This window comes from Eisenbergiella massiliensis (genome assembly GCF_003435485.1).
In genome coordinates, this window is sequence record NZ_QVLV01000004.1 from 192686 (window position 1) to 214992 (window position 22307).

Sequence of the window (22307 nt, forward strand, 5' to 3'; positions counted from 1 at the left end):
GCAGCCATGCTTGCATGGATATTTGGCGACTGCCGCGAGGGCCTATGCCTCCCGCTCCGGCACCATGAGAGTCAGCAGGTACCGGCAGCTCAGCTTTTTAACAGCAGCCATATAAATGTATTCTACTATAAGGAGCAGTAAAATCATAGCCAGGGATAACCACATCAGTGAGGAAATATATGGCTGGCTCCGGGATGGAAGCAGGCCGCTTAACAATGACCTCACGCCGAAAAGACTGCTCACCGCTGCGACGGCGACAGGAATCCCGAAAAACCAACGGATCTGTTTTGCGGCGGAGCAGCAGAGCGTCTCGCAGGGGGCGCCCAGCCTTATCAGGGTTTTGTAGCGCCGCCGGTTTTTCTGCTGCTGTGTAAGGAACTGTACGCCGAGGACCGTATTTGCAACGATCAGGAAAATAATTGCCAGATAAATGGTAATATAGCTGACGGATACCACATAAAAAAGCTGCCGTCCTATGTTCTGCAGGTAGCTTTCATAGGGAATGCCGGTGCGGGTAAGCCTGTCGTTGGTTTCGGAAACCGCCCCAAGCAGGCTCTGCCCTTTCAGCCTGTCGGGAGAAAGCACCGCGTTCAGATAAACGGCATAATTGCCGTCCGTCATGCGTTCAAAGACTTCGTCCGGCACAATGAGCGCCAGGGCCAGGGTAATGGAACGATCCACGACGAGGTTGGTGGTATTGACATTGCCGGTGAGCCAAAAGGCTTCCCCTGCAATCCGTATCTCAGGGCGTCCGTCAAGGATCCCGTTGAAAAGGACAAGCCGGTTGTTTCCGGTGAAATCCGTATCCATATAGACCGCCGCCTCATTGCCGGACAGCGTTATCTCCGGAAGCCCGGCGGCAGCAAGCAGCTGGTTATATCCGGACAGGGCGATCAGGCGCGGCGTATATCCATCGGAAAAATTGTTCAGAAGGACATCCCTGCCTTCAGATTCAGGCAGGCCCTCCAGCGCCTTCAGGACTGCGTCCATGGAAAAGCGCGGCGTGTTCTCCTCTGCGGGAATGATATGCCCGACCTTCATTTCAAACAGGTTGCCAAACGTATCGGAAAAACCGGCGGCGGAGAGCTGTTCCCGTATGACGGAAGGATTATCCGGGCAGGGAAATGTGTAATCGAGGACATGCTGCTCAGAATCCCCGTAAACCAGCGCGACTGCCACCCCTGTGCCAAAGCAGCAGAGCGCAGCCAGAATCAGCAGCGAGCTGATGGCAAGGGCGTGGGAACGGTGGATTACGTTTTCCTGCAGCTGACGGAAGGTGAAGGTATGCAGCTTTTTTTCCCGGCCGGCGCGGCCTGCCAGCAGCCCCAGGAAAGAGCGGAGGCCGAAAAAGAACAGGAGAGTGCCCAAAAAGCCGGACAGCAGGGTAATTCCCATATGGGCAACATTATTCCAGGAAAAACCGCAGATAGCCATGGTATAAGCTGCTGCAAGCAGCGCGGCGCCGGCAAGGAGGGCCAGTGCATAAACGGCGGAGGGCAGCTGCTTTTTAGTCCCATCCGGGGCCTCTGTCAGCAGGCTTCCGATTTCCTCCCCTGCGATGCGCCCGCTGAGTATCATAAAGGCGGCCAGCTTGATCAGGGCGAACCCAATGGCTGTCCACAGGATTGCAGTCAGGGAAATGTTCAGGCGGTGGCCGATGATCCCCAGGCCGGTGAGACGCGCCGTGACCAGGCTGATCAGCTCGGACAGGAGGACAGCGGCGGGCAGGCCGATGGCAAGCACGAAGGCGCTGTTTCGTATATCTTCTCCCAGAAGCAGGAAAAACAGCCTGGAACGGCGCATTCCCAGCATCAGATACACGCCGAATTCATGCCTGCGCCGTTCCAGCTGGTATTTGCTGGCAAAGTAAATCAGGAAGAACAGGATGAGCAGGGTCATCCCGTAAAACAAAGGGATCATCCGAAGCAGCCTGCTGATGGCGTCGCTTTCCATTTTCATGAGAAATTTTATCACATCCTGTTGGGACAGGGATAAAATGATATAAAAGGCAATCACCGAGATGAGCAGGGAAGCGAAAAACAGTCCGTTTTCTTTTCTGCTCCGTCTGCTGTTGCGTGAAATCAAATCAAAGAACATTTGCACTGCCACCTCCTAACTGAGCCATGACCTTCAGGATTCGTTCATAGAATTCCGGCCGGGATTCCTCGGGCACGTTCTTTCGCAGCTCATGGAAAATAACGCCGTCCTGGATAAACAGGATCCTTTTACAGTAGCTGGCTGCATTGGCATCATGGGTGACCATGAGGATGGTGGTATTGTGTTCCTGGTTCAGTCCTGACAGCTTTTCCATCAGCGACTTTGCATTGCCGGAATCCAGGGCGCCCGTAGGCTCGTCCGCCAGGATAATATCCGGCCGGAGGATCAGCGCCCTCGCTGCTGCAATGCGCTGTTGCTGGCCGCCGGACATCTGCGCCGGGAACTTATCCAGCACATCCGTAATTTCCAGATAGTCCGAAAGAGACTGCAGACGCTCCCTGCTTTCCTTTGCCGGGACACCGTGCAGCGACAGCGGCAGCAGAATGTTTTCCCGTCCGGTGAGATTGTCCAGCAGCTCAAAGCTCTGGAACAGATAGCCGATTTTCTTCCCCCGGTATTCCGCCAGGTCCGCTCCCCTAAGAGAATGCACATCGGTTTCCCGCATGCGGATCCTGCCTCCTGTGGGCCGGATGACCGTTGCAATGCAGTTAAGCAGCGTGGATTTTCCGGAGCCGCTGCTTCCCATGATCCCCAGAAACTCGCCGGCCATCACCTGAAAGGTAATGCCGTTGAGCGCTTTTGTCTGATTATTTCCTTTCCCATACGTCTTGCGCAGGGAATCAATTTCAAGAATCTGTGTTGTCATATCGTTCCTCTCCTTTCCTGTCTGTACACATCATAGCACAGGCAGTCAGGTAAGGACACTTACAGTGGTTGAAAGGTTTCCTATAGGTCCGTGGTTTATTTCCGCGAGCAACGAGCCAGGTATCCATGCTTGCATGGATATTTGGCGACTGCCGCGAGAGTCAAAGACCTCGTTGCTTGCAGCGGGGTCTTTGATTGCGGGGGCTGTCCATTTCTGATATAATGACAGAAGCATAATAATTCGGAACAGGATAACAGCCATGTTATCCTGATTCTTTTATTTCACAGGGAAGCGCAGCCTGTGAAATCCAGCCATGGCTGCGGCTGCGGGGGAGGTCGGCGGATGAAAAGGTATGCATTGGATCAGAAGATGAAAAGGATGTTCACGGCCGCATTTCTGGTGGTCCTGCTGCTTGCGGCGGGGCTGTTTGCAGGGATCAGCGGCAGCATGTACCGCAAGCAGGCCTTTCAGTTCTGCGTCAGCCAGGTGGAGCTGAACCTGAATATCCTGGACAGCAGGCTGCAGCAGATCCAGACAAAGCAGCGCGTCCTTGCGGCGGATTCCGTAATCCGGAACGCTGTGGAATACCAGGTGGAAAATGAAACGGTGGACTATTCCATAGAGCTGTACCATCAGAGGGATGTGGCGGATAAGCTGTATATGCTGTCCGAGAACCCGGAGATTGAAAATGCATATATTGTAAGCGCTGACGGCCGATGCCTTTACAGCTACCGCGCCTCCGTAAGGAAGGATTACAATTTGATGCAGGAGGAGTGGCTGAAGGATATTGTGGATTCCATCTACCTGAACACCTCCTATGTGTCCGGAATGCATGACAAGCGGTATCTGCTTACGGATCAGAAAAATGAGTGCATCTCCATGGTCATGCCCATCACCAGGGAGAACCAGTATGCATTTTCGGCGGCGGCCTACCTTGTCTGTGATATTGATCCCATGGCTGTCCTGCAGTCCTCCAGGTCGGCGGACGGCGGGGTAAGCCTGGCGCTGGCAGCCTCCGGCCGGCTGCTTTATGCCAAGGAAAGCAGGCACCTGGCAGAAGAAGAGGAAGAACAGATCCTGGCGCGGATTGATGAGGAAAAGTCCTCGTTTCAGCTGGGCGGGGATCCCTGGGGAACGGACCGCCTGGTGGTGGTGATGAAATCCAGGTTTTTTGGATGGAATCTGGTGGGAATCCGTTCACTGGATGAAATCCACAGCATCAACCGGAAGCTGTCCTGCATTCTGGCAGGAATCCTGCTGCTATCCGTCCTGCTGGTTGCCCTCATATCCAGAATCGTGTCAAAGAGCATACTGACGCCGATGAACAGGCTGGTGGACTGCTGCAACCAGGTGGCGGTGGGCAATTATGAGGTGGAGTTCCCGGAGGGAAAGAGCGAGGAAATCCATGTGCTTTCCCAAACGGTCCAGACCATGATCCACAATGTATTCCGGCTTTCGGAGAAGGTGGTGGAGGAGGAAAAGAAGCTGTCGGAGGAACAGCTGAGGGCGCTGCAGCATCAGATCAATCCTCATTTTCTGAACAATGTGCTGCAGCTGATAAAGGGAATGGCGGTGGAGGGGAAAACAGAGGAAATATCAAGGCTTTCCACGCTGCTTGGCAAAATCCTTGCATATTCGGTATATCAGCCCTATGAGGATGTGGAGCTGAAGGAGGAGCTGGAGTATGTAAAAAATTATATGGAAATCCAGAACCTACGCTACGGCGGCCGGATTTTTTATGCCATTGACTGTGAGCCGGGGCTTGAAAATGTCAGGATATCCAAGCTGTTGATCCAGCCGCTGGTGGAAAATGCAATCGAACATGGGATCAAGGGCAAAGGAAGGGGCATGATCAGCATCAGCGTGGAGCGGGAAAGGGACAGCATCTGTATCCTTGTAAATGATAACGGAATCGGCATTCCGGAGCCGGAGCTTGCGGATATGAAGCGGAAGCTGGAGGCGGAGACGGTTTATCTGCAGGAAAAAAGTATCGGAGTACTCAATGTCAACGCCCGGCTGAAAAGAAAATATGGCGGAAGGTATGGGATTGAAGTGATTTCCAGAGAAGGGGCCGGGACGACGGTGATAATCAGGCTGCCGGAGAACGGGGAAGGGAAGGACAATGAAAATATTACTGGTAGATGATGAGATGTTTACGATCAGAATGCTCCAAAATCTGATTCATTGGGAGCAGCTGGGGCTGGAGGTCATGGGCTATGCAAGGGACGGGCAGGAAGCCTTCCATATGATAATGGAGAATCCGCCGGATATCGTGCTGACCGATATTAAGATGGATACCATGAACGGCCTGGAGCTGGTAAAGAAAATCCAGGGCTATTCCCCGGATATCCGCGTCCTTCTCATTAGCGCTTATGCGGATTTCGGCTATGTGAAGGAGGCCATGAAGAGAGGCTGCAGTGATTATATCCTCAAACCGATTGATGAGGCGGAGCTGGAACAGGCCCTGCGCAGGACGGTTGAGGAAATCCGGGGACGCAAGGAGCAGGAGTCGGTCATTAACGAAAGCGAGGCCCAGTTGAGGGCAATGAAGCTGTACCAGTATATGAAAAACGGGCGCAGCCTGAACAGCATCCTCAATTTTGAACAGTATCTGCCAGTGGATTTTAACTCTTATTCGTTGATGATGGTACGGCTGGAAAATGAAACCATCGATGAATTTAACAGCATCAGCACCATGGAGCCGGTACAGAGCGGATATCTTACCGGCCTGATGAAGGAGATCCTTTCTGAAAAAACGGAGCATTTTCTCATCTTTGATTACGAGGCCCAGAACTGGTTCCTGCTGCTTGAGGGACTGAACGGACGGGATAAGGCGGCATGCGCCCAGCGCATCCTTGAAATGCTTAAAAGAGAGCTGGATGTCCGCGGTTTTATCTGCTTCAGCGCCAGACAGCAGGGACTGGATAAGCTGCCGATGGTTTATGAGGAAGTTACCGCATTGGGCAAATACGGCTTTTTTGTGGGAGAGGAGCCGATACTGGGCTATGATTATAACTGCAGCCAGAAGGAAATGGAAGAAATCCGGACCATAGGAGCCATGCGGGAGCAGGAGCAGAAGGATACGGATATGGCTTCGGGGCAGGGGAAAAGGTACAGTAAGCCTGTGGAGCTGAGTCTGCAGCTGATTGAGGGAAGCTACGACCGGAACATCTCACTGGATGAAATCTGCAGGGAGGCGGCGGTGAGCAGGAACTATTTCTGCTACCTTTTCAAGCGTGAGGTGGGGGTCAGCGTATGGAACTATCTGACACAGCTGCGGATGGAAAGGGCTAAGAAGCTTCTGGAGGAGACGGATTTGAGGAGCTATGAAATCGCTTTCCAGGTGGGCTATGACAATCCCAGCTATTTTTCCAGGATCTTTAAAAAATATGAACAGATGACGCCGAATGAATACCGGGAAAACAGAAAATAGCATTATGTTACGGTGCGGCGGCGTAATATTGTGATATTTTTCCAAAAGAGGGCAAATTATCGTGCCGGTCCGCCGGGCACGGTAATTTTTTTCTATATTTCAGGAATATAGTTGATTTCTTCGCGGAGGGAATTTCCCTATAATGAAGCTATCAAAGAAAACGGAGGTGCTCTATGAAAAAGAAAATGTTAGCAGGCATTCTGGCGGCGGCTCTTGTGACGGCAAGCCTGGTGGGCTGCGGCGGGAAAGACAGCACGGATACCGCGTCCGGCGCCAAAGCGGAAACAGCTTCACAGAAGGCGGAGGAAACATCGGCAAAGGCTGAGGAAAAGACGGAGGCGGAACCGGAAGCACAGACGGCGGAGCAGGTTACGCTGCGGCTCATGGCCTATAATGCGGAAGCTACCAGGGCTACTTATCTGAAGTACCTGGAGGAGAAATTCCCCAATATTAAGATTGAGTTTGAATTTGTATCCCAGGATAATTTTGACAACATCCTCAATACGCAGCTTCAGGCCGGTGAAGGTCCGGATATCATCGAGGTAGGCGGGCAGACCAAGCTGCTGGCAAACGCCGGTTATCTGCTGGATTTGACGGATCAGGGCTTTATAAGCAGCTATGCGGACGCCGGCCTGCAGCCTTATACGGTGGACGGTAAAATCTATGCCACGCCGCTGCAGTCATGGTACGAGGGTATTTTCTATAATAAGAAGATATTCCGGGACAACGGCCTGGAGGTACCGAAAACATGGGAGGAATTCATCGATTTGCATAAGACGCTGGAGGAAAAGGGAATCAAGGCCCAGACCATGGGCGCCCAGTCCTATGAGCCTATGATGAAGCAGAGTATTGCCCTGGTAAACAATATGTTTTATTCCACGGACGAAAGCAAGGGCTTTGATGAGAAATTCAATGTCGGGGAAGGAAAGCTGGAGGAAGCATGGCTTCCGGCGGTTACCGAATGGTATAAGATTATAGAAGCAGGCTGCCTCACCCCGGATATGCTGGGACTCAGCTATGATCAGGCGCTGGATGAATTTGCCACAGAGAAGGCCGCTATGTGGGAGTGCGGACCTTGGGCGGTGGAAACCCTGAAAGAGAAGAATCCGGATCTGGATTTCGGCATGTTCCCTATCCCCGGGCCTGATGCTGATAAACCGGGCTGGCTGGTAGGAGGCCCCGGCTCCGCATTTGCAGTCAATGCAAAATCAGAGCATGTGCAGGAAGCGCTTCAGATTCTGGAAGCAACGGCAACACAGGAGGCGCAGCAGGCGCTGGTAAAGGATAATGCAGGCAGCTCCTTTGTCATTGGCGTAGAGGTGGATCTTGGAGATCTTTACACAGACTGTGACGAAGCCTTTAAGGCCGGGCATGTCTATGCACCCTGGACAGCGGTATGGACGAACGGAAACGCGGTAACTGAGGGGTATGGAAAATCCCTGCAGGAGGTGCTGGCGGGGACCAAGACGGTTCAGGAAGCGCTGGCTGATGCGGATGCCATTAATGATGACCTGAGAGAAGCCGTGGGCAACTGATTTTTTCATAAAGAAAAGAAAGAGCAAAGGGGATGTCGCAAAGGCATCCCCTGTTAAATGGAAAGGGTACAACATGAAAGGAAATAAGAGGGATAAGATATACCTGTTTATGATACTGCCGGCCTTTATCGGTTTTACCGGACTTTTTATTGTCCCTACGGTGATGAGCTTTTTCTACAGCATGACAAACTGGTCCGTATACAGCCAGGAAATCCATTTTGTGGGGCTGCACAATTACCGGAAGCTGTTCTCCGACGACAAGACAATCGCTCCCATCCTGCATTCAATCAAATATGCCATTCTTATTACTGTAATACAGAATGTGTTTGCCATCGTACTGGCGGTCCTCCTGAATAAAAAATCAAAAGCGGCAAACTTTGTGAAATCCATTACCTTCCTTCCTGCCGTGCTGAGCATCATGGTGGTGGGCTATCTGTTCCAGTATATTATGACCTCTGCGGACGGCGGGCTTTTAAACAGCATCCTTATGTTTTTCGGGGGAAAACCGGTAAACTGGCTGGGAGACAGCAAAATAGCGTTATATTCCGTGCTCATCACCCAGGTCTGGCAGTGGACCGGGTGGTCGATGGTCATCTATATCGCCAATCTGAAAAGCATCGATTCCGCCTTGTATGAGGCGGCAAATATTGACGGCGCCGGGCCGGTACAGCTGTTTTTCCGGGTGACGCTGCCTCTTCTGCATCCCGCGACGTCCTTTAACATCCTGATGAGCCTGATCGGCGGCATGAAGATGTTTGACGCGGTGTTTGTCATGACCAAGGGCGGCCCCGGCTATGCTACGGAAACGATTATGACCACCATGATAAGAGAAGGGTTCAACAGCGGGCGCAATGCCTATGCCTGCGCTTTTGCGGTAGTTTTTTTCATATTGGTTTTTCTGTTTTCCAGGGCTGTGACCTGGTTCCTGGATAAATGGGAGGAGGCGGTTCAAGGATGACGAATATAAAAAAGATATCTGGAAAAATACTGTATGCCATTTTTCTGCTCCTGCTGTCCATTATTATGCTTCTCCCTGTTTACTATCTGCTTGTCACGACCTTTAAGACCCCGGCAGAAGCGGCAGCGAGCCCTCTGGGGCTTCCACGGCATCTGACCTTTGACAATTATGTAAATGCCATCGGGGCCATGCACTATGGCCGTTCCCTTGCAAATAACCTGATCATTGCGGTGGTATCCGTCATCTGCCTGATTATTTTTGCTTCTATGGCGGCTTATGTGGTGGCGAGAGGCAAGCGGCGGATATTCCGTTTTATGTATTCCGTATTTATGGTAGGGCTGATCATTCCCTTCCAGACCTCCATTATCCCCCTGTATAAAATCATTTCCGGGATGAGCCTGATGAACCGCCACCTGGGAGTTATTCTTGTGGACGTGTTCTGCATTAACCTGCCCCTTTCCATTTTCCTGATGAAGGGCTTTATCAATACGGTGCCCGCTGAACTGGAGGAAGCGGCGCTGATAGACGGAAGCGGGATATTCCGCTGCTTCTGGAAGATAATTTTTCCCCTTTTAAAGCCAATCGTGTCCACCGTAGCGATACTGGATACCCTGGCTATCTGGAATGATTTTATGACACCGCTTCTGTTTCTGCAAAGTCCTGAAAAACAGGTGCTTTTACAGCAGGTATACCGTAATGTGGGACCGTTTTCCACGAATTGGACGGCGTTTTTCCCCATGCTTGTGGCGGCGACCCTGCCGCTGATCATTTTCTATCTGATTATGCAGAAGCAGATCATTGAGGGCGTCGTTGCAGGCGCGGTGAAGGGGTGAGTGCGCCCGGAAGAAAAAACGGATGATTTTGGCGTACGCAGCCGTGATGGATGGAAACAGAAGGTATAGGAAAAAGCCCCCATTGCTTCAAAACTCTTTCTATAGTAATATAGTATCGATGGAGAAGAGTGGAGAAAATTTCACTTTCATATGCCGGAAGACAGATATCTGTGGCCGGCTGGTTTGTACGCGCGCCAAATGCGCAGAAGGGAGATAGTGTGAGTAATAATGCAAAAAAAGTTCTGTTTTGTCTGGCAGCGGTATTTTTTATCGCTTTCGGGGTGGTTACCTATCGGGGATATGATAAGATGACGAAATATTATAATTCCGGTATAAGCAGTCTCAACAAAAACGCTTATGTTGAGGGAGATGCCTATAATTATATTATTAACGGCACCTATGCGACCGCTTATTTTGTTCTTGGATCAGGCTTCCTGCTTACCAGTGCGGTATGCATGACCGGCGGATTGCTGATTACTGCAATTGACGGAAAAAATGAAAAAGCTGCGGCTGAAGGCCGGGAAGCAGCCGGGGAAGAACTGCCTCCGCTGTAACATAAGGAAGGAAATATGCGGTTATGGGAAGATATAAGACGGTGAAGTACCTGCAGGAAAAGCAGTGGAGTGCCGGCTCTCCGGTTATGCTGAATAAAGGCGCTGTTTTAAAGGATACAGTGACCGGTAACCATATATTGCAGCTGCAGTTTATCTGCCTGGCTGAAAAGGAAATAAGGGAGGCAGTCGTTGAGATTGCCTGCCTTGATTTTTTGGGGAAATGCATTGAAACCCTGGACTATACATATACAGACCTGAAGGCGGGCCGGAACGAGCTTTTTGGCGACAGGGCTCCGGTTTTTTTCAGCAATGCAAAAGCAAGAAATTTCGAAATCAATATAAAGGAAATAACTTTTCAGGACGGAACGCGCAGCAGGGCAGAATATAAGCTCAGCGCTGCGGGAGAGCGTCAGGAAAAGAAAAAAGGCAGAAGCATTGAAGAAAATCCTGAAAAAACCGCTCAAAGATCCAGAAAAAGAAAGATAGCGGCAGGTGTGGCCTCTGCTGTCCTTGTCTGTGCCGCTGCTGTGTCGGCAATTATTTTTTTATTGATTCCGAATATGAAGTATATGGAAGCGGTTAAGCAGGCGGAGCTGGGGCAGTATGAAACTGCTATTGAGAGTTTTAAGCAGCTGGGTGATTTTAAGGACAGCCAAACCCAGGTAGTTGAAACTACTTACCTGATGGCTCTGGATAAAAAGGAAAGCGCGGAAAATATAAAGGACTATGAAGCGGTGCTTAAGATACTGGATTCCATCCGGAAGGAAAAGGACTGCACGCAGGCCGTAAAAGAGACCCGCTACGCCATGGCAGAAATTTTGATGAAGAATGCCGTGAATGTAAAGGATTATAGAGAGGCACTGAAGATATATGACAGCTTACAGGGATTCCTGGACAGCAAAGGAAAAATCCTTGAATGTAATTACCAAATTGCCTGTATTTACAGTGATTCGCAGGACAGGGTGTCGGAAGCAAAGGATATGTTCACGGAATTGGGAGACTATAAGGATTCCAGGAAGCAGATTGCAGATATCTTAAAAGAACATGTGGAACTGACGGAGGAATATCTGACAGCTTTGGAATTCTGGGAGTCGTCTGATTTCGATGAAGCGCTGGAAATCCTTGATAAAATGGATCAGGATAACGAATATGTGATGGAGCTGCGGGGAAAGTGCCTGGAGGTAAAATATTTGATTGCTGTTTCAAATTGGAGGTATCAGAGATATGAGCTGGCGCTGAAGCAGTTTGAGTCCATCAGAGAATATAAAGACAGCGAGGATTATATAAAAAAGATAAATGATTTGGATAAGCAGCAGTCAGCGGCAAAGGCGGAAGCCCAGAATGCTGTCAGCCTTGCGGAACTGCTGACCTGGCTGAATGGAAACTGGTCAGGAGATGATACTTACTGGAAAGCGGTTACGTTTACCAAGCTTTCTGATAATACGATGGCGCTGGATGGAACATTTACCAGGGTTTCAGGATTCGTGGGGAGTGCGAGCAAGCTATCCAATTCGTCACTACAGCTTGTATTCGTTACAAGCAACTTTGGATTCCAGGACATTTGTATTGTTACCAAAACCGGTGAAAACAGCGCTACGCTCAAGCGGTGGAGCGTTACTGAAAAGGGAATTAAAAGCAAGGAAGATGTCATACATCTGGTCCGGTAAGGAAAATGCAATACAGTTATATAAAAAAATTTATAAAAAATGAAAGGATTCCGTTTCTCCAATCGTATTAGTATCAGAACAATGAAAAATGGAGGAACCAATCATGAAAAAAACAATCGTAGCTCTTGCACTTTCCGCGGTTATGCTTACCGCTATGCCGTTAACCGTATTTGCCCATGGACACAGCCACGGGACGGATTCGTCCGCCGCCTGCAATTCCCTCTGCAGTGTGGAAAACTGTAATGAGACCGGGAACCATCAGCACGACGGCGTTACGTACTCCGGCCACTATATCGGTGACGGCCATGATTACCATCAGGCCTGCACCACCGAGGGCTGTACCCGGACCGGCTGCCATGAGCACAATGGAACTGTCTGCCTGCCCCACAGCGGGAATGGCTGTAACGGCGCTTCCGGCTCCCACCATAATGGAAGCCATCATGGCGGGAACCATCATTAAAAGTCAGGAGAGCCAATCGCTGATTAGCTAACAGGTGATGTCATGCGGAATGAAGCCGAGGTGAACCGTGCCATTGATTTGTATGCGGACACGGTCCGCCGGATCTGTTTTTTATATCTGAAAAATGATGCGGATGTGGATGATATTTTTCAGGAGGTATTTCTTAAATACCTCCTGCATCCCTCCTCTTTTGAAAGCGATGCCCACGAAAAGGCATGGCTTATTCGTGTTTCCATCAACGCCTGTCAGGATCTTCTGAAAAGCTTCTTCCGCAGGAGGGTGCGCTCCATTGAGGAGGTAACTACGGAACCGTTTTACCTGCAGGAGGAGGATAAGGGCCTGTTGGATGCCGTTTTCCGTCTCGCCCCGAAATACAGGAATACCATCTACCTGTTTTATTATGAAGGCTATACGGCGGTGGAAATAGCCGGGATACTAAAACGCAGTGAAAACACGATTTACACCTGGTTAGACCGGGCGCGAAAGGAGCTTAAAAAGCAGTTGGGAGGTGAGTGGGATGGAAAGTAAGCTTCGCGGTACCTTTGATAAAATCCATGCGGATGCGGACCTGAAGGAGAGGACGGCGGAATACCTGCGCGGGGAAATCGGAAAACGCCGCCGGACGGCATGGATGGGACGGCAGCGGTTCGCCGCCGCCTGTGCCTGCCTTGCCCTGCTTCTGTTCGTGGGCGGCTTTGCCTGTTTTACACCCAGCGCTTATGTGGATATGGATGTGAATCCATCCATTGCCCTTTCGCTCAACCGCTTCGGCTTTGTGCTGGAGGCATCCCCATACAATGATGACGGGGCGGCCATCCTGGAAAACATGGATGTGCGCCATAAATCCTGCGAACAGGCCGTTGAACTGCTGCTGACCGAAATGTTGCGGCAGGGATATGTGAAGGAGGACGGCCTGGTGTCCGTTACCATACAGACCGAAAATAACAGTGCGCAGGAAAAGATGCTGGGAAAAATCAGGGCTTCGGTAGATACACTCCTGGATTCCCATCATTCCACGGCATCGGCGGATGTTTTCGCGGTGTCGGAGGAGGTCAGGGACTGTGCCCACGACCATAACTTAAGCCCCGCCAAATATCTGGCCATCACCCAGCTGCAGGAGGTGGATCCCAGCGCCTCCTATGACCGGTGCGCAGAGCATTCCATCAGCGAAATAAAGGAGCTTACAAAGGAGCACTGCGGCGGGCACCATGAAGAAGGGGGCGGCGGGAACGGAAGCGGGGAAGATACCGGAACCGGGGAAGAACACGGAGCCAGAAATGAAAATAAAACCGGAGAAGAAACCGCCGGTGATACGAAGGATGGTTATGAAAACCGGGAAGAGCATCATGACCATAAAGAGAAAAAGGAACATCACGAATAGTTTTTTTCGGCGGCACTTAGTAAGATAATGGATATATGGGAAAAAATAATCCAGGCAGCGATGCAGGATAAGCGCCGCCGGCCTGGATTTTGGTTATGTTAAATCTCTTGCATTGAATCTTACTTACATTAAATCTCTCGTTTCCACCTTATAAACGGAAAGAAAAGCGAAAAGAATGGAAACCAGGGTAAGCGCCAAAGGGAAAACGGCGTTGTCTGCCATGGTAAAATCACCGATATTAGCCTGCGTGAGGAATATCAGCAGAAATGAGGTGATAATCGTGGCCTTGGAGGACCTCATGGCAAGGCCGATAAACAGGGCAATGAAGCCCATACTCACTATAACGGCCGACTTCAGCAGAAGCTGTACATAAAAATTAAGGCTGCCCATATCATAGCCTGAGGAAAAAGAGGCTGGCAAGAAACGTGAGCCGGCAAGAATACAGCCATACATAAGCAGCTTTGCCAGAACCAGCGCGCAGAAATTAAAAATCCAGACGGCGAGCATCTGTGATACCAGTATTTTCTGCCTCTTTACAGGATAGGAAAACATCAGGTTCATCGTTTTGTTTTTATAAGCGCTTACGATAAAGGAAGACAGCATTACTCCGGTAAATACCAGAAATGCCATGCTGGAAAACAATTCAATGGTTGAAGAAATATTGTTCATTCCGGGAGCCGTATCCGGTACGCCTGTCTCCGGATCGTTGGCGATTCCCAGAAAATCCATGGCGAAAATAAAAAGGCACAGCAGCGCCGTCAGAATCACGGCATTTCGAATATACTTCCCAATCTGGTTTTTCTTCCATTCCAACTTGATTAACTTAATCATATCTATCATACCTCCGCCGTCATTTTCAGAAAATAGTCTTCCAGAGTCTCCGATTTTTTCCGCAGGACCCGGATTTCCACACCATTTGCCCCCAGAACCTTTGAGATGGCCTGCGGACTGATCTGTTTATCATAGATCCTGATTTCCCCCGTATCCATAATCCTGAAGCTTAGCAGCTTCAGCTCCTCTGAAAGCAGATATGCCGTCCGTTTTGTATCGTTAACCCCAAGCTCAATATATGCGGTGTTTTTTTCCTCAATTTCCTCCATGGATATTTCATTGATAAGCCTGCCGTGATGAATCATGCCGATTGTATGGGCAATGCTTTCCACCTCGGAAAGAATATGGGAAGAAATCATAATGGTAATTCCGTAATCCGCACAGAGCATTTTCATCAAATCGCGGATTTGTTTCATCCCGGCGGGGTCCAGCCCATTCGTCGGCTCATCCAGTATCAGCAGCTCCGGCTTGCATAAAACCGCCCTGGCAATTCCAAGCCTTTGCTTCATTCCCAGGGAATAGCTTTTCACCGGCTTGTCGGCCGCATCTGATAAATGCAGCATTTCCAGCGCATTTTCAACGCTTCCGGGATGATAGTATCCCATATATTCGCAATGAAGCTTGAGATTTTCCCGCCCGCTCATATGGTCATAGAAGGTAGGAAACTCCAGAATGCTGCCCATCCGTTTCAGGACCTGATAGGAAGAGGGCGTAAGCGTCTCCCCGAATATCTCAACCGACCCGCCGGAAGGCTTCCATATGTTGGTAAGCATCTTCATCACAGAGGTTTTCCCGGCTCCATTCGGCCCCAAAAACCCGTAAATTTCCCCCTTCTGCACATGAAGCCCCACATCATGAACGATTTCCCTTTTGTCAATAACCTTCGTAAGATGATTCGTCTGTAAAATATATTCCATAATAGTTCTCCTTTCCTGTTAAACCCTATCATATAGAAAGAACTTTGCAAAACTCTTGACCAATTCTTACGAATTTCTTTCGTTACCGAAAACAAAGCAGAATGCTCCGCCGCCCTGTGGCCGCTGTATGCCGGCCTCCCGGCTTTTTGCCGCAGCCTCGGCGGATCATTCTGCTTTGCTTCCTTTAATATATCAGTTTCCGGAATTTCAATGTGAAGGTGGTGAGGATGTGGGGATCGCTTTTGAGTAAGATATCGCCGCCAAGCTGGTTAGCGAGGCTTTTGGCGATGGTCAGGCCGAGTCCGTTACCCTGTATTTCCTGGTTCCGGGAATCCTCCAGGGTGAAGAGACGGTCGAAAATCCGGGTGGAAAAGGCTTTGTCGATACCTTTGCCCTTATCGGATATGTCGATATAGACATATTTTTCGTCCGAATGAAGAAAAACTCCCAGATATTTGCCGTCCCCGCCATAACGGATGGCATTTGATATGAGATTTTCCAGAATCCGTCCCAGGGCGTCCCTGTTCCCCATAATGCACACGGATTGCTCCGGGATATCAACTTCCACCTGGAAATTTTTCTGGGTCAGCAGCTCATAGAAATCAAGGACTGCTTCCCGGCAGCATTCATTCAGGCTGACGCTGGACAGCTCCAGGCTGGTATCGCCGGCCTCCAGCTTTGCCAGGGTAAAAAACTGGCTGATCAGTTCCATCATCTTCCGTGCTTTTTCCTCCACCTTTTCCAGAAGCTCATTTTCCTCCGGGCTTTCCAGGCGGATCATTTCAAGGTATCCCAGAATAACGGTCATAGGGGTCTTGATATCATGGGATATGTTGGAAAGCATTTTCTTGGAAGCGGCCTGGGAACGCCGGTAGTCCACCTTTATTTTCTGATATCCCTCCAGCAGGAGGTTGATCTGGCCGGACAGCTCCATCAATGCACTGTCGTCCGTGAAAACCATGACCTTTTCATCACTTCCCGATATAAGGATATCCTCCAGCTTGTCGCTCACTTCCTTCAGCCTTGCGTGTATCCCTTTTTTAAAATGGAACCGCTGGTAAAGGATAATGGAAAAAAGAAGGATAATGCAGAGAATGAGAAGAAATATGATTGCAGCTTCGCTCATTTGAATTCTCCTGACTTGTAACCGATACCCCACACCGTAATCACATATTTGGGAGAACGGGGGTTATCTTCAATTTTATTCCTCAGCCGGCTGATATGGACGTTAACCGCGTTTTCATCGCCAAGATAGGCGTCATTCCAGATGAGGGAATAAATCTGTTCCTTGGTATATACCTTCCTGGGATTCTGCAGAAGGAGACGCAGAATTTCAAATTCCTTCGCCGTGAGCTCAATTTCCTTTCCCTGCTTTGAAACGGTGTAATCCTCCAGATTCATTCGCAGTTCTCCCACAGTAAGCAGGGAGGGGCGGGCAGGGGAGGAAGCGGCATACTGGCCGGTCCTTCGCAGATTGGCCTTGATCCGGGCGAGTACCTGGACCATGGAAAAGGGCTTGGTCACATAATCGTCAGCGCCCAGGCCCAGCCCAAGCGTGATATCGGAATCCGTATCTTTTGCGGACATAATGATAATCGGCACCGTACTTTGGGCACGGATTTGCTGCAGCACATCCATGCCGCTGATTTTTGGCAGCATCAGATCAAGGAGAACAAGATCGCAGGTTTCCTGCCTGAATTTGCTGCAGGCCTCTTCCCCGTCATTGGCGGTGATAATTTCAAAATTTTCTTTTTCCAGAAATTTTTTCAGCATTCCGCAGATTTCCGGATCATCTTCAACCAGTAATAGCTTCATCAGATTCTTCTCCCCTGCCTGTTCTTTGTCCGTAGTTTGTTTCTGCCGGTCCGGCTTTTATTATAGTACATTCCGGGATACTTTACAAATACGCAGATGCTGTAATAAATACCCAGCTTTGGCACATACGGCTCACTCCGAGGGCGGCAGAGAATCCGATACCCGTAGGACGGCGCAGGTTCCCATTCCGTTTGTGCTGCGGTAGGACAGCCCATAGCCGGGGCCATAGTAAAGGCAGACTCTCTGATGTACGTTTTTCACCCCATAGCCCCGGCTGTCTGCGCTGAGGATACGGGTGCATTCCTCCTCAGGCATTCCGCAGCCATTATCCATCACCTTGAAAACGATATCCTCCCCTTCCCGGTAACAGGAAACGGAGAGAACCCCTTTTCCGGGAGTTTCCTTGTGATCAAGACCATGGATGATGGCATTTTCCGCAAGCGGCTGCAGAAGGAGATTCAGGATGGGGAAGGAGAGGACATCCCCGGCAATATCATAGGTCACATCAAAGGAATCGGAATGCATCATCCGCTGGATAGAAATATAGGCCTTTGTATTTTCCAGTTCGGATTCCACAGTGGTGATGCTGCTTCCTTTGTTCAGCATGGTCCGGTAAAAGGTGGAAAGCAGCCTTGCCATCTGGCTGATGTCCTGCTGTCCGGCCATGATGGCCTTCCCATTGATCAGGGACAGGGAATTATACAGAAAGTGGGGATTGATCTGGGACTGCAGAATTTTCAGCTCATATTTCTGCTGTGCGATTTTCGCCCGCAGCACCTCGTTGACCAGGTGGTTTAAATTGGCGGTCATTTTGCGGAAGGCCTCAATGAGGCGGCCCACCTCGTCCGTGCTGTCTGAGGTGATGGTAAATTCATAATTGCCGGACTCCACCTTGGCGATATAGGAGGAGAGCTGTTCCAGCGGATGTACCACCAGCCTGGACAGTCCGGCGCTGGTACAGGAAACGAGAAGAATGCACACCAGGATCATGAAAAGCACGATATAGGTAATCTGCCGGATGGCCGCCGCCGCTTCTTCCACAGGACGGTACAGGTAAAGCCTCCAGTCCGTATCCTCCAGCGCGCTGCTTTCCACAAGATAATCCCGGGAAATACCCTCCTGGGTCAGAGCTCCGCTGTCAGGCATGTCCGCAGCCGCTTCCCCGGAAATATTCGTAAACCGGAACAGGCTTTCTCCCTCCGCCGAAGCCATGAGAAAACCATAATTATCCTCAAACAGGCTGTCCGCCGTATCCAGGGCGGAGGCCAGATCAATTGTCATGCAGAGGATATTGGTATAGGGGACGTATTTATAATAGAACTGACACAGCAGGAGAATGCTCCGCCCGTCCTCTGAAATCTGGAAAAAGGGCGCCGTGGAGCGGCACGCCTGATCAAACCAGGCCTCCCCTGCAGCCTCTTCCAGCGGCCGCAGTACGTTCCCGTGAGGATTCATATGGTTATCCGTGTAAACGCTGATGGAAGTAATATCCCTGTTCAGGGAACGCACGGTAAGAAACATGGGATCAATGACGTCACGATACGCCAGATACATATCCACATTGGTTTCATAATCCTTTGACAGGGATGTACGGATGCCTTCATTCCAGCAGATGAGATTGAGAGCGGAAAGATAGGATTCCAGCTTATAATTCAGATGATCCGTTTCCTGGCGGAGCGTTTCCCGCAGCGCCAGGGATTCCCGTTCCAGCATGAGACTGCGCATCTGCCCATAGGAAAAGATACCCAGGAGAATCACAGGGATCAGGCTGATTGCCAGACTGATCCCCGTGATTTTTTTGCGGAAGCCCATATTTTTTATACGGTGAAGAATTTTTGCGTACATAGAATTCCTCCTGTTTTCAGGCGCGTTCCGTTCCCTGCCGGAAACGGTCGGGCGTGGTTCCGTAGATTTCCTGGAAGGTTTTGCAGAAATAAGAGGGATTGGGGTATCCCACCGCCTGACTGATGTCGGACACCTTCATGTTGGTGTCAAGCAGCAGCCCACAGGCCTTTTCCATGCGCACCCTGCGGATATATTTGTTGAGATTGCAGCCGGTGGACTGGGTAAAAATATTGCTCAGGTACTTGGGATTCAGGTACACCAGATCCGCCAGCAGGTTCAGGCTGAGATCCTCGGCGTAATGCAGGTGGATATACTGCTTTACCTGATGGACCGCATAATTGGGCGCATCCAGCTCCTGCCGGATAGAAGCGGCCGCCATGTCCAGATAGCGTTCTATCAGCTCCACGATATCGGAAAAATGTCGGAAGGTATAGATTTCCCGCACCGCCTTCTGAAAATCCTCCTCCGTCTGCTCCGGCGCAGCGTCCATAAGTAACTGCAGCAGAGTAGTGCAGATATAGCGGATATAAATATGGGACAGGTTCGGCGTATCCCGGTATTTATGCAGAAGCTCCCGAACCTGCGCCGTCAGCTTTTCCGGCTGCTTCAGCTTAATTGCAAGCTCTATGCTGCGCAGAAGCAGCGTATCAGCCGCCGCGGAGGCATTTTCAGAAATCGTCTCCCCGGAAGGCATCACTTCCCCCCGGAAACGTGTCTCAATATACTCCTCAGACTGTGTGAATTCTATCTTCTGCGAATCCAGCCGCTTTACGATTTCATTTAACGATTTATCAAACTCCTCCGGACTCACCGGCTTCAGGATATAATTCACCGCCCGCAGCGAAAGCGCATTCTTCACATATTCAAAATCATCATACCCGCTGAAAAAAAGAATCTCCGTATCCGGATAAAGCTTTTTGGCTTCAGTAGCCAGCTCAATCCCATTCAAAAAAGGCATCTGAATATCCGACAAAAGAATATCCACACGGCCCCGCTGCAAAACAGACAACGCCTCCCGCCCATTAGAGGCCTCCAAAATATGAAAACTCTCCGGATAACTCTTCAAAAGAAAAACTATCAAAGCCCTTTCATCCGCCTCATCATCCGCAATCAACAAAGTATACATAAAGCTTCACCCTTTCAAAATTTGTTAAATGGAGGCTTTGCCGATGCTGTGGGCTTTGCTGTGCCCTATCCGCTGCCCGGTGTGGCCGGCCGCTTTCCTTTCCGCCGGGGGCTGAGGGGTTTTTTATGTGGTCCGTCAGGCCGGGCACAGCAAAGCCCACAGCATCGGCAAACCTTTCATTAGCTAATTTGCATGGTTGAAGTATACCATGACTGAGTTTTGTATACAATGTCCCTAAAAAAAGAACTGTAAAAAATATCATGAAAATGGAAATCGTTTTATTTACCTGGCGGGGGAGGATGCCGTATACTTGTTACATCAGCAGGAGCGGCCGCTCTGTGAGGGAAATACACAAACTTAGCATAGTAAACCGGGAGGTTTTGAGATGAAGAACGGATTTTGGAAAAAAATGATGTCAGTTACGCTTGCTTTCGCCATGATGGCATCTGTATCTGCCTGTTCGGCAAAAAGTGAGGAAACAGGGGCAACGGAGACGGGAAGCGGGGCCGCCGCGGACACAGAAGCGGTTACGATAATGATGGGAAGGCAGACACTGCAGAATCCCAAACTGCCGGAAGGCGATACCTATGAAAATAATGCTTACACCAGAATGCTGGAGGATAAGCTGAATGTAAAAATTGTGGATGAATTTGAAGCCAACGGGGACGATTACGACAGGCAGGTGTCCCTTGCCCTTTCCGCCGGGGATATCCCGGATATCATGAAGGTGACGACACTGGATGAGCTGCAGGAGCTGTACGAAAACGACCTGATAGCGGATCTGACGGAAAGCTATGAGAGCCATGCCAGCGATTATCTGAAAGGGATTTATGATTCCTATGGCGGCAGAGCGCTGGAAAATGTGACCTTTGACGGGAAAATCATGGCGATTCCGGGCACCAATGCGGACTCCGGTCCCAGTATTGTCTGGATCAGAAGCGACTGGATGGATTCTCTGGGCATCACAGTTGATGAGGATGGAAACGGCTGCATTACCATAGAAGAGCTGGAAATGGTAGCAAAGGAATTCGTGGATAAAAATCCTGGAAACGCGGAAAATGTGGTGGGCATTGCCCTGGCCTCCTGGCTGACAAGCGGTGATCCTGACGGAACCTACAGCATGAATTCCCTGGCCTATGCCATGGGCGCTTTCCCAAAAACCTGGTATGAAAAGGACGGCGGAATCATTTATGGTTCCACAACGGAGGAAATGAAGAACGCCCTTTCCACCGCTGCTGGCTGGTACCGCGATGGAATCCTGGATCCTCAGGTGGGTACAAGAACCTGGGATGATATCACCGCGCTGCTTGCCAACGGACAGACAGGTATCGCCTTTGGCACCTGGCATATTCCGGACTGGCTTCTGAACAATGTGTATGCATTGAATAAGGACGCTTCCTTCCAGGCGTATGCGCTTGAGGATGCAAACGGAAAAGTAAACTGTAAGCATAACGACGCCACAAACGGCTATATGGTGGTAAGCAAGGAATTTGCCCATCCGGAACTGGCTGTAGAAATTGCCAATCTGTTTTACGATGAGCTGGCCAATTCCTCTTCCGTTGCAGAGGAATTCCCCGAGGTGGCTAAATATATGGAGGACGGTGTGGACGGCTCCACCAGGCCCTTTAATATTGAAGTAAATTCCTATACCTCCCTTTTGGACGATTATAAGGATCTGAAGCAGTGCCTGGATGGTGAAATCACCGTAGAGGAAATCCACAGTGCAGAGCAGAGGACCAATGCTGCGGTAATCGGGGCTTATCTGGAAGGAACGGAGGATGCCACGGGCTGGGCGAAGTACCATTCCCGCATGAAGGGCGTAAATCTGATTTATGAACTGACTGAACAGGATCTGTTTTCCTGGCTGACGCCCGTATTCCCTCAGACAACCCCCACCATGGAAACCAACTGGGCTAACCTGGAGAAGCTGGAGGAGGAAACCTTCATTAAAATAGTTACCGGTGTAGAAGACGTGGAAACCGGCTTTGCGCAGTTCGTGGAAAACTGGAACGCGCAGGGCGGCGCACAGATAATTGACGAAATCGCAGCGCAGGAACGGTAAAACGGCGTTTGACGGCCATGCCTGCGG

General features: G+C 50.2%; 19 protein-coding genes. 11 read left to right on the forward strand and 8 right to left on the reverse strand.

What is annotated here, in order from left to right:
• Positions 1 to 42: 42 nt before the first annotated feature.
• Both DXC51_RS07860 and DXC51_RS07865 read right to left on the reverse strand, forming a co-directional pair.
• On the reverse strand, positions 43 to 2097 hold the full coding sequence (locus DXC51_RS07860) for an ABC transporter permease (RefSeq protein ID WP_117530401.1): 2055 nt from the start codon (positions 2095 to 2097) through the stop codon (positions 43 to 45).
• Entirely contained in the window at positions 2087 to 2863 is a 777-nt protein-coding gene (locus DXC51_RS07865) for an ABC transporter ATP-binding protein (protein WP_117530400.1), read from the reverse strand. Before DXC51_RS07865 ends, DXC51_RS07860 begins: the two co-directional genes overlap by 11 nt.
• Before the next feature lie 342 nt (positions 2864 to 3205).
• Here DXC51_RS07865 and DXC51_RS07875 point away from each other — a divergent pair, with 342 nt between their 5' ends.
• The 10 genes from DXC51_RS07875 to DXC51_RS07920 all read left to right on the forward strand — a co-directional run bounded on the left by DXC51_RS07875 (position 3206) and on the right by DXC51_RS07920 (position 13684).
• Entirely contained in the window at positions 3206 to 5008 is a 1803-nt protein-coding gene (locus DXC51_RS07875; RefSeq protein ID WP_117530398.1) for a cache domain-containing sensor histidine kinase, read from the forward strand.
• A complete protein-coding gene (locus tag DXC51_RS07880; RefSeq protein ID WP_117544234.1) occupies positions 4986 to 6296 on the forward strand; it encodes a response regulator transcription factor in 1311 nt (436 codons plus the stop codon). The genes DXC51_RS07875 and DXC51_RS07880 overlap by 23 nt, the downstream gene beginning before the upstream one ends.
• Positions 6297 to 6469: 173 nt before the next feature.
• Entirely contained in the window at positions 6470 to 7831 is a 1362-nt protein-coding gene (locus tag DXC51_RS07885; RefSeq protein ID WP_117530396.1) for an ABC transporter substrate-binding protein, read from the forward strand.
• A gap of 73 nt (positions 7832 to 7904) precedes the next feature.
• Positions 7905 to 8789: a carbohydrate ABC transporter permease gene (locus DXC51_RS07890; RefSeq protein WP_117530395.1), complete on the forward strand. Its 885-nt coding sequence runs from the start codon at positions 7905 to 7907 to the stop codon at positions 8787 to 8789.
• Positions 8786 to 9622, forward strand: a complete 837-nt coding sequence (locus tag DXC51_RS07895) for a carbohydrate ABC transporter permease (RefSeq protein WP_117530394.1) — start codon at positions 8786 to 8788, stop codon at positions 9620 to 9622. Before DXC51_RS07890 ends, DXC51_RS07895 begins: the two co-directional genes overlap by 4 nt.
• A gap of 218 nt (positions 9623 to 9840) precedes the next feature.
• Positions 9841 to 10176: a hypothetical protein gene (locus DXC51_RS07900; protein WP_147331810.1), complete on the forward strand. Its 336-nt coding sequence runs from the start codon at positions 9841 to 9843 to the stop codon at positions 10174 to 10176.
• Positions 10177 to 10199: 23 nt separating this feature from the next.
• A complete protein-coding gene (locus DXC51_RS07905; protein ID WP_117530393.1) occupies positions 10200 to 11843 on the forward strand; it encodes a tetratricopeptide repeat protein in 1644 nt (547 codons plus the stop codon).
• A gap of 103 nt (positions 11844 to 11946) precedes the next feature.
• Positions 11947 to 12303, forward strand: coding sequence for a hypothetical protein (locus DXC51_RS07910; RefSeq protein WP_021634694.1), 357 nt, complete (start codon positions 11947 to 11949; stop codon positions 12301 to 12303).
• Between the two features lie 42 nt (positions 12304 to 12345).
• On the forward strand, positions 12346 to 12831 hold the full coding sequence (locus tag DXC51_RS07915; protein WP_025489288.1) for an RNA polymerase sigma factor: 486 nt from the start codon (positions 12346 to 12348) through the stop codon (positions 12829 to 12831).
• On the forward strand, positions 12821 to 13684 hold the full coding sequence (locus tag DXC51_RS07920) for an anti-sigma-I factor RsgI family protein (RefSeq protein WP_117530392.1): 864 nt from the start codon (positions 12821 to 12823) through the stop codon (positions 13682 to 13684). The genes DXC51_RS07915 and DXC51_RS07920 overlap by 11 nt, the downstream gene beginning before the upstream one ends.
• Positions 13685 to 13807: 123 nt before the next feature.
• Here the strand turns inward: DXC51_RS07920 and DXC51_RS07925 are convergent, their stop codons facing one another.
• The 6 genes from DXC51_RS07925 to DXC51_RS07950 form a co-directional block, all read right to left on the reverse strand.
• On the reverse strand, positions 13808 to 14515 hold the full coding sequence (locus DXC51_RS07925; protein ID WP_035323217.1) for an ABC-2 transporter permease family protein: 708 nt from the start codon (positions 14513 to 14515) through the stop codon (positions 13808 to 13810).
• Between the two features lie 5 nt (positions 14516 to 14520).
• Positions 14521 to 15432: an ABC transporter ATP-binding protein gene (locus tag DXC51_RS07930; RefSeq protein WP_025489290.1), complete on the reverse strand. Its 912-nt coding sequence runs from the start codon at positions 15430 to 15432 to the stop codon at positions 14521 to 14523.
• Between the two features lie 184 nt (positions 15433 to 15616).
• Complete coding sequence (locus DXC51_RS07935) at positions 15617 to 16558, reverse strand: sensor histidine kinase (RefSeq protein ID WP_102289317.1); 942 nt, start codon at positions 16556 to 16558, stop codon at positions 15617 to 15619.
• A complete protein-coding gene (locus tag DXC51_RS07940; RefSeq protein ID WP_021638436.1) occupies positions 16555 to 17247 on the reverse strand; it encodes a response regulator transcription factor in 693 nt (230 codons plus the stop codon). The genes DXC51_RS07935 and DXC51_RS07940 overlap by 4 nt, the downstream gene beginning before the upstream one ends.
• A 132-nt stretch (positions 17248 to 17379) precedes the next feature.
• Entirely contained in the window at positions 17380 to 19092 is a 1713-nt protein-coding gene (locus DXC51_RS07945) for a sensor histidine kinase (protein ID WP_117530391.1), read from the reverse strand.
• Between the two features lie 16 nt (positions 19093 to 19108).
• A complete protein-coding gene (locus DXC51_RS07950; RefSeq protein ID WP_117544235.1) occupies positions 19109 to 20218 on the reverse strand; it encodes a response regulator transcription factor in 1110 nt (369 codons plus the stop codon).
• Positions 20219 to 20603: 385 nt separating this feature from the next.
• On the opposite strand from DXC51_RS07950, the gene DXC51_RS07955 reads away from it, so the two are divergent.
• On the forward strand, positions 20604 to 22280 hold the full coding sequence (locus DXC51_RS07955; protein ID WP_117544236.1) for a type 2 periplasmic-binding domain-containing protein: 1677 nt from the start codon (positions 20604 to 20606) through the stop codon (positions 22278 to 22280).
• Positions 22281 to 22307 lie beyond the last annotated feature (27 nt).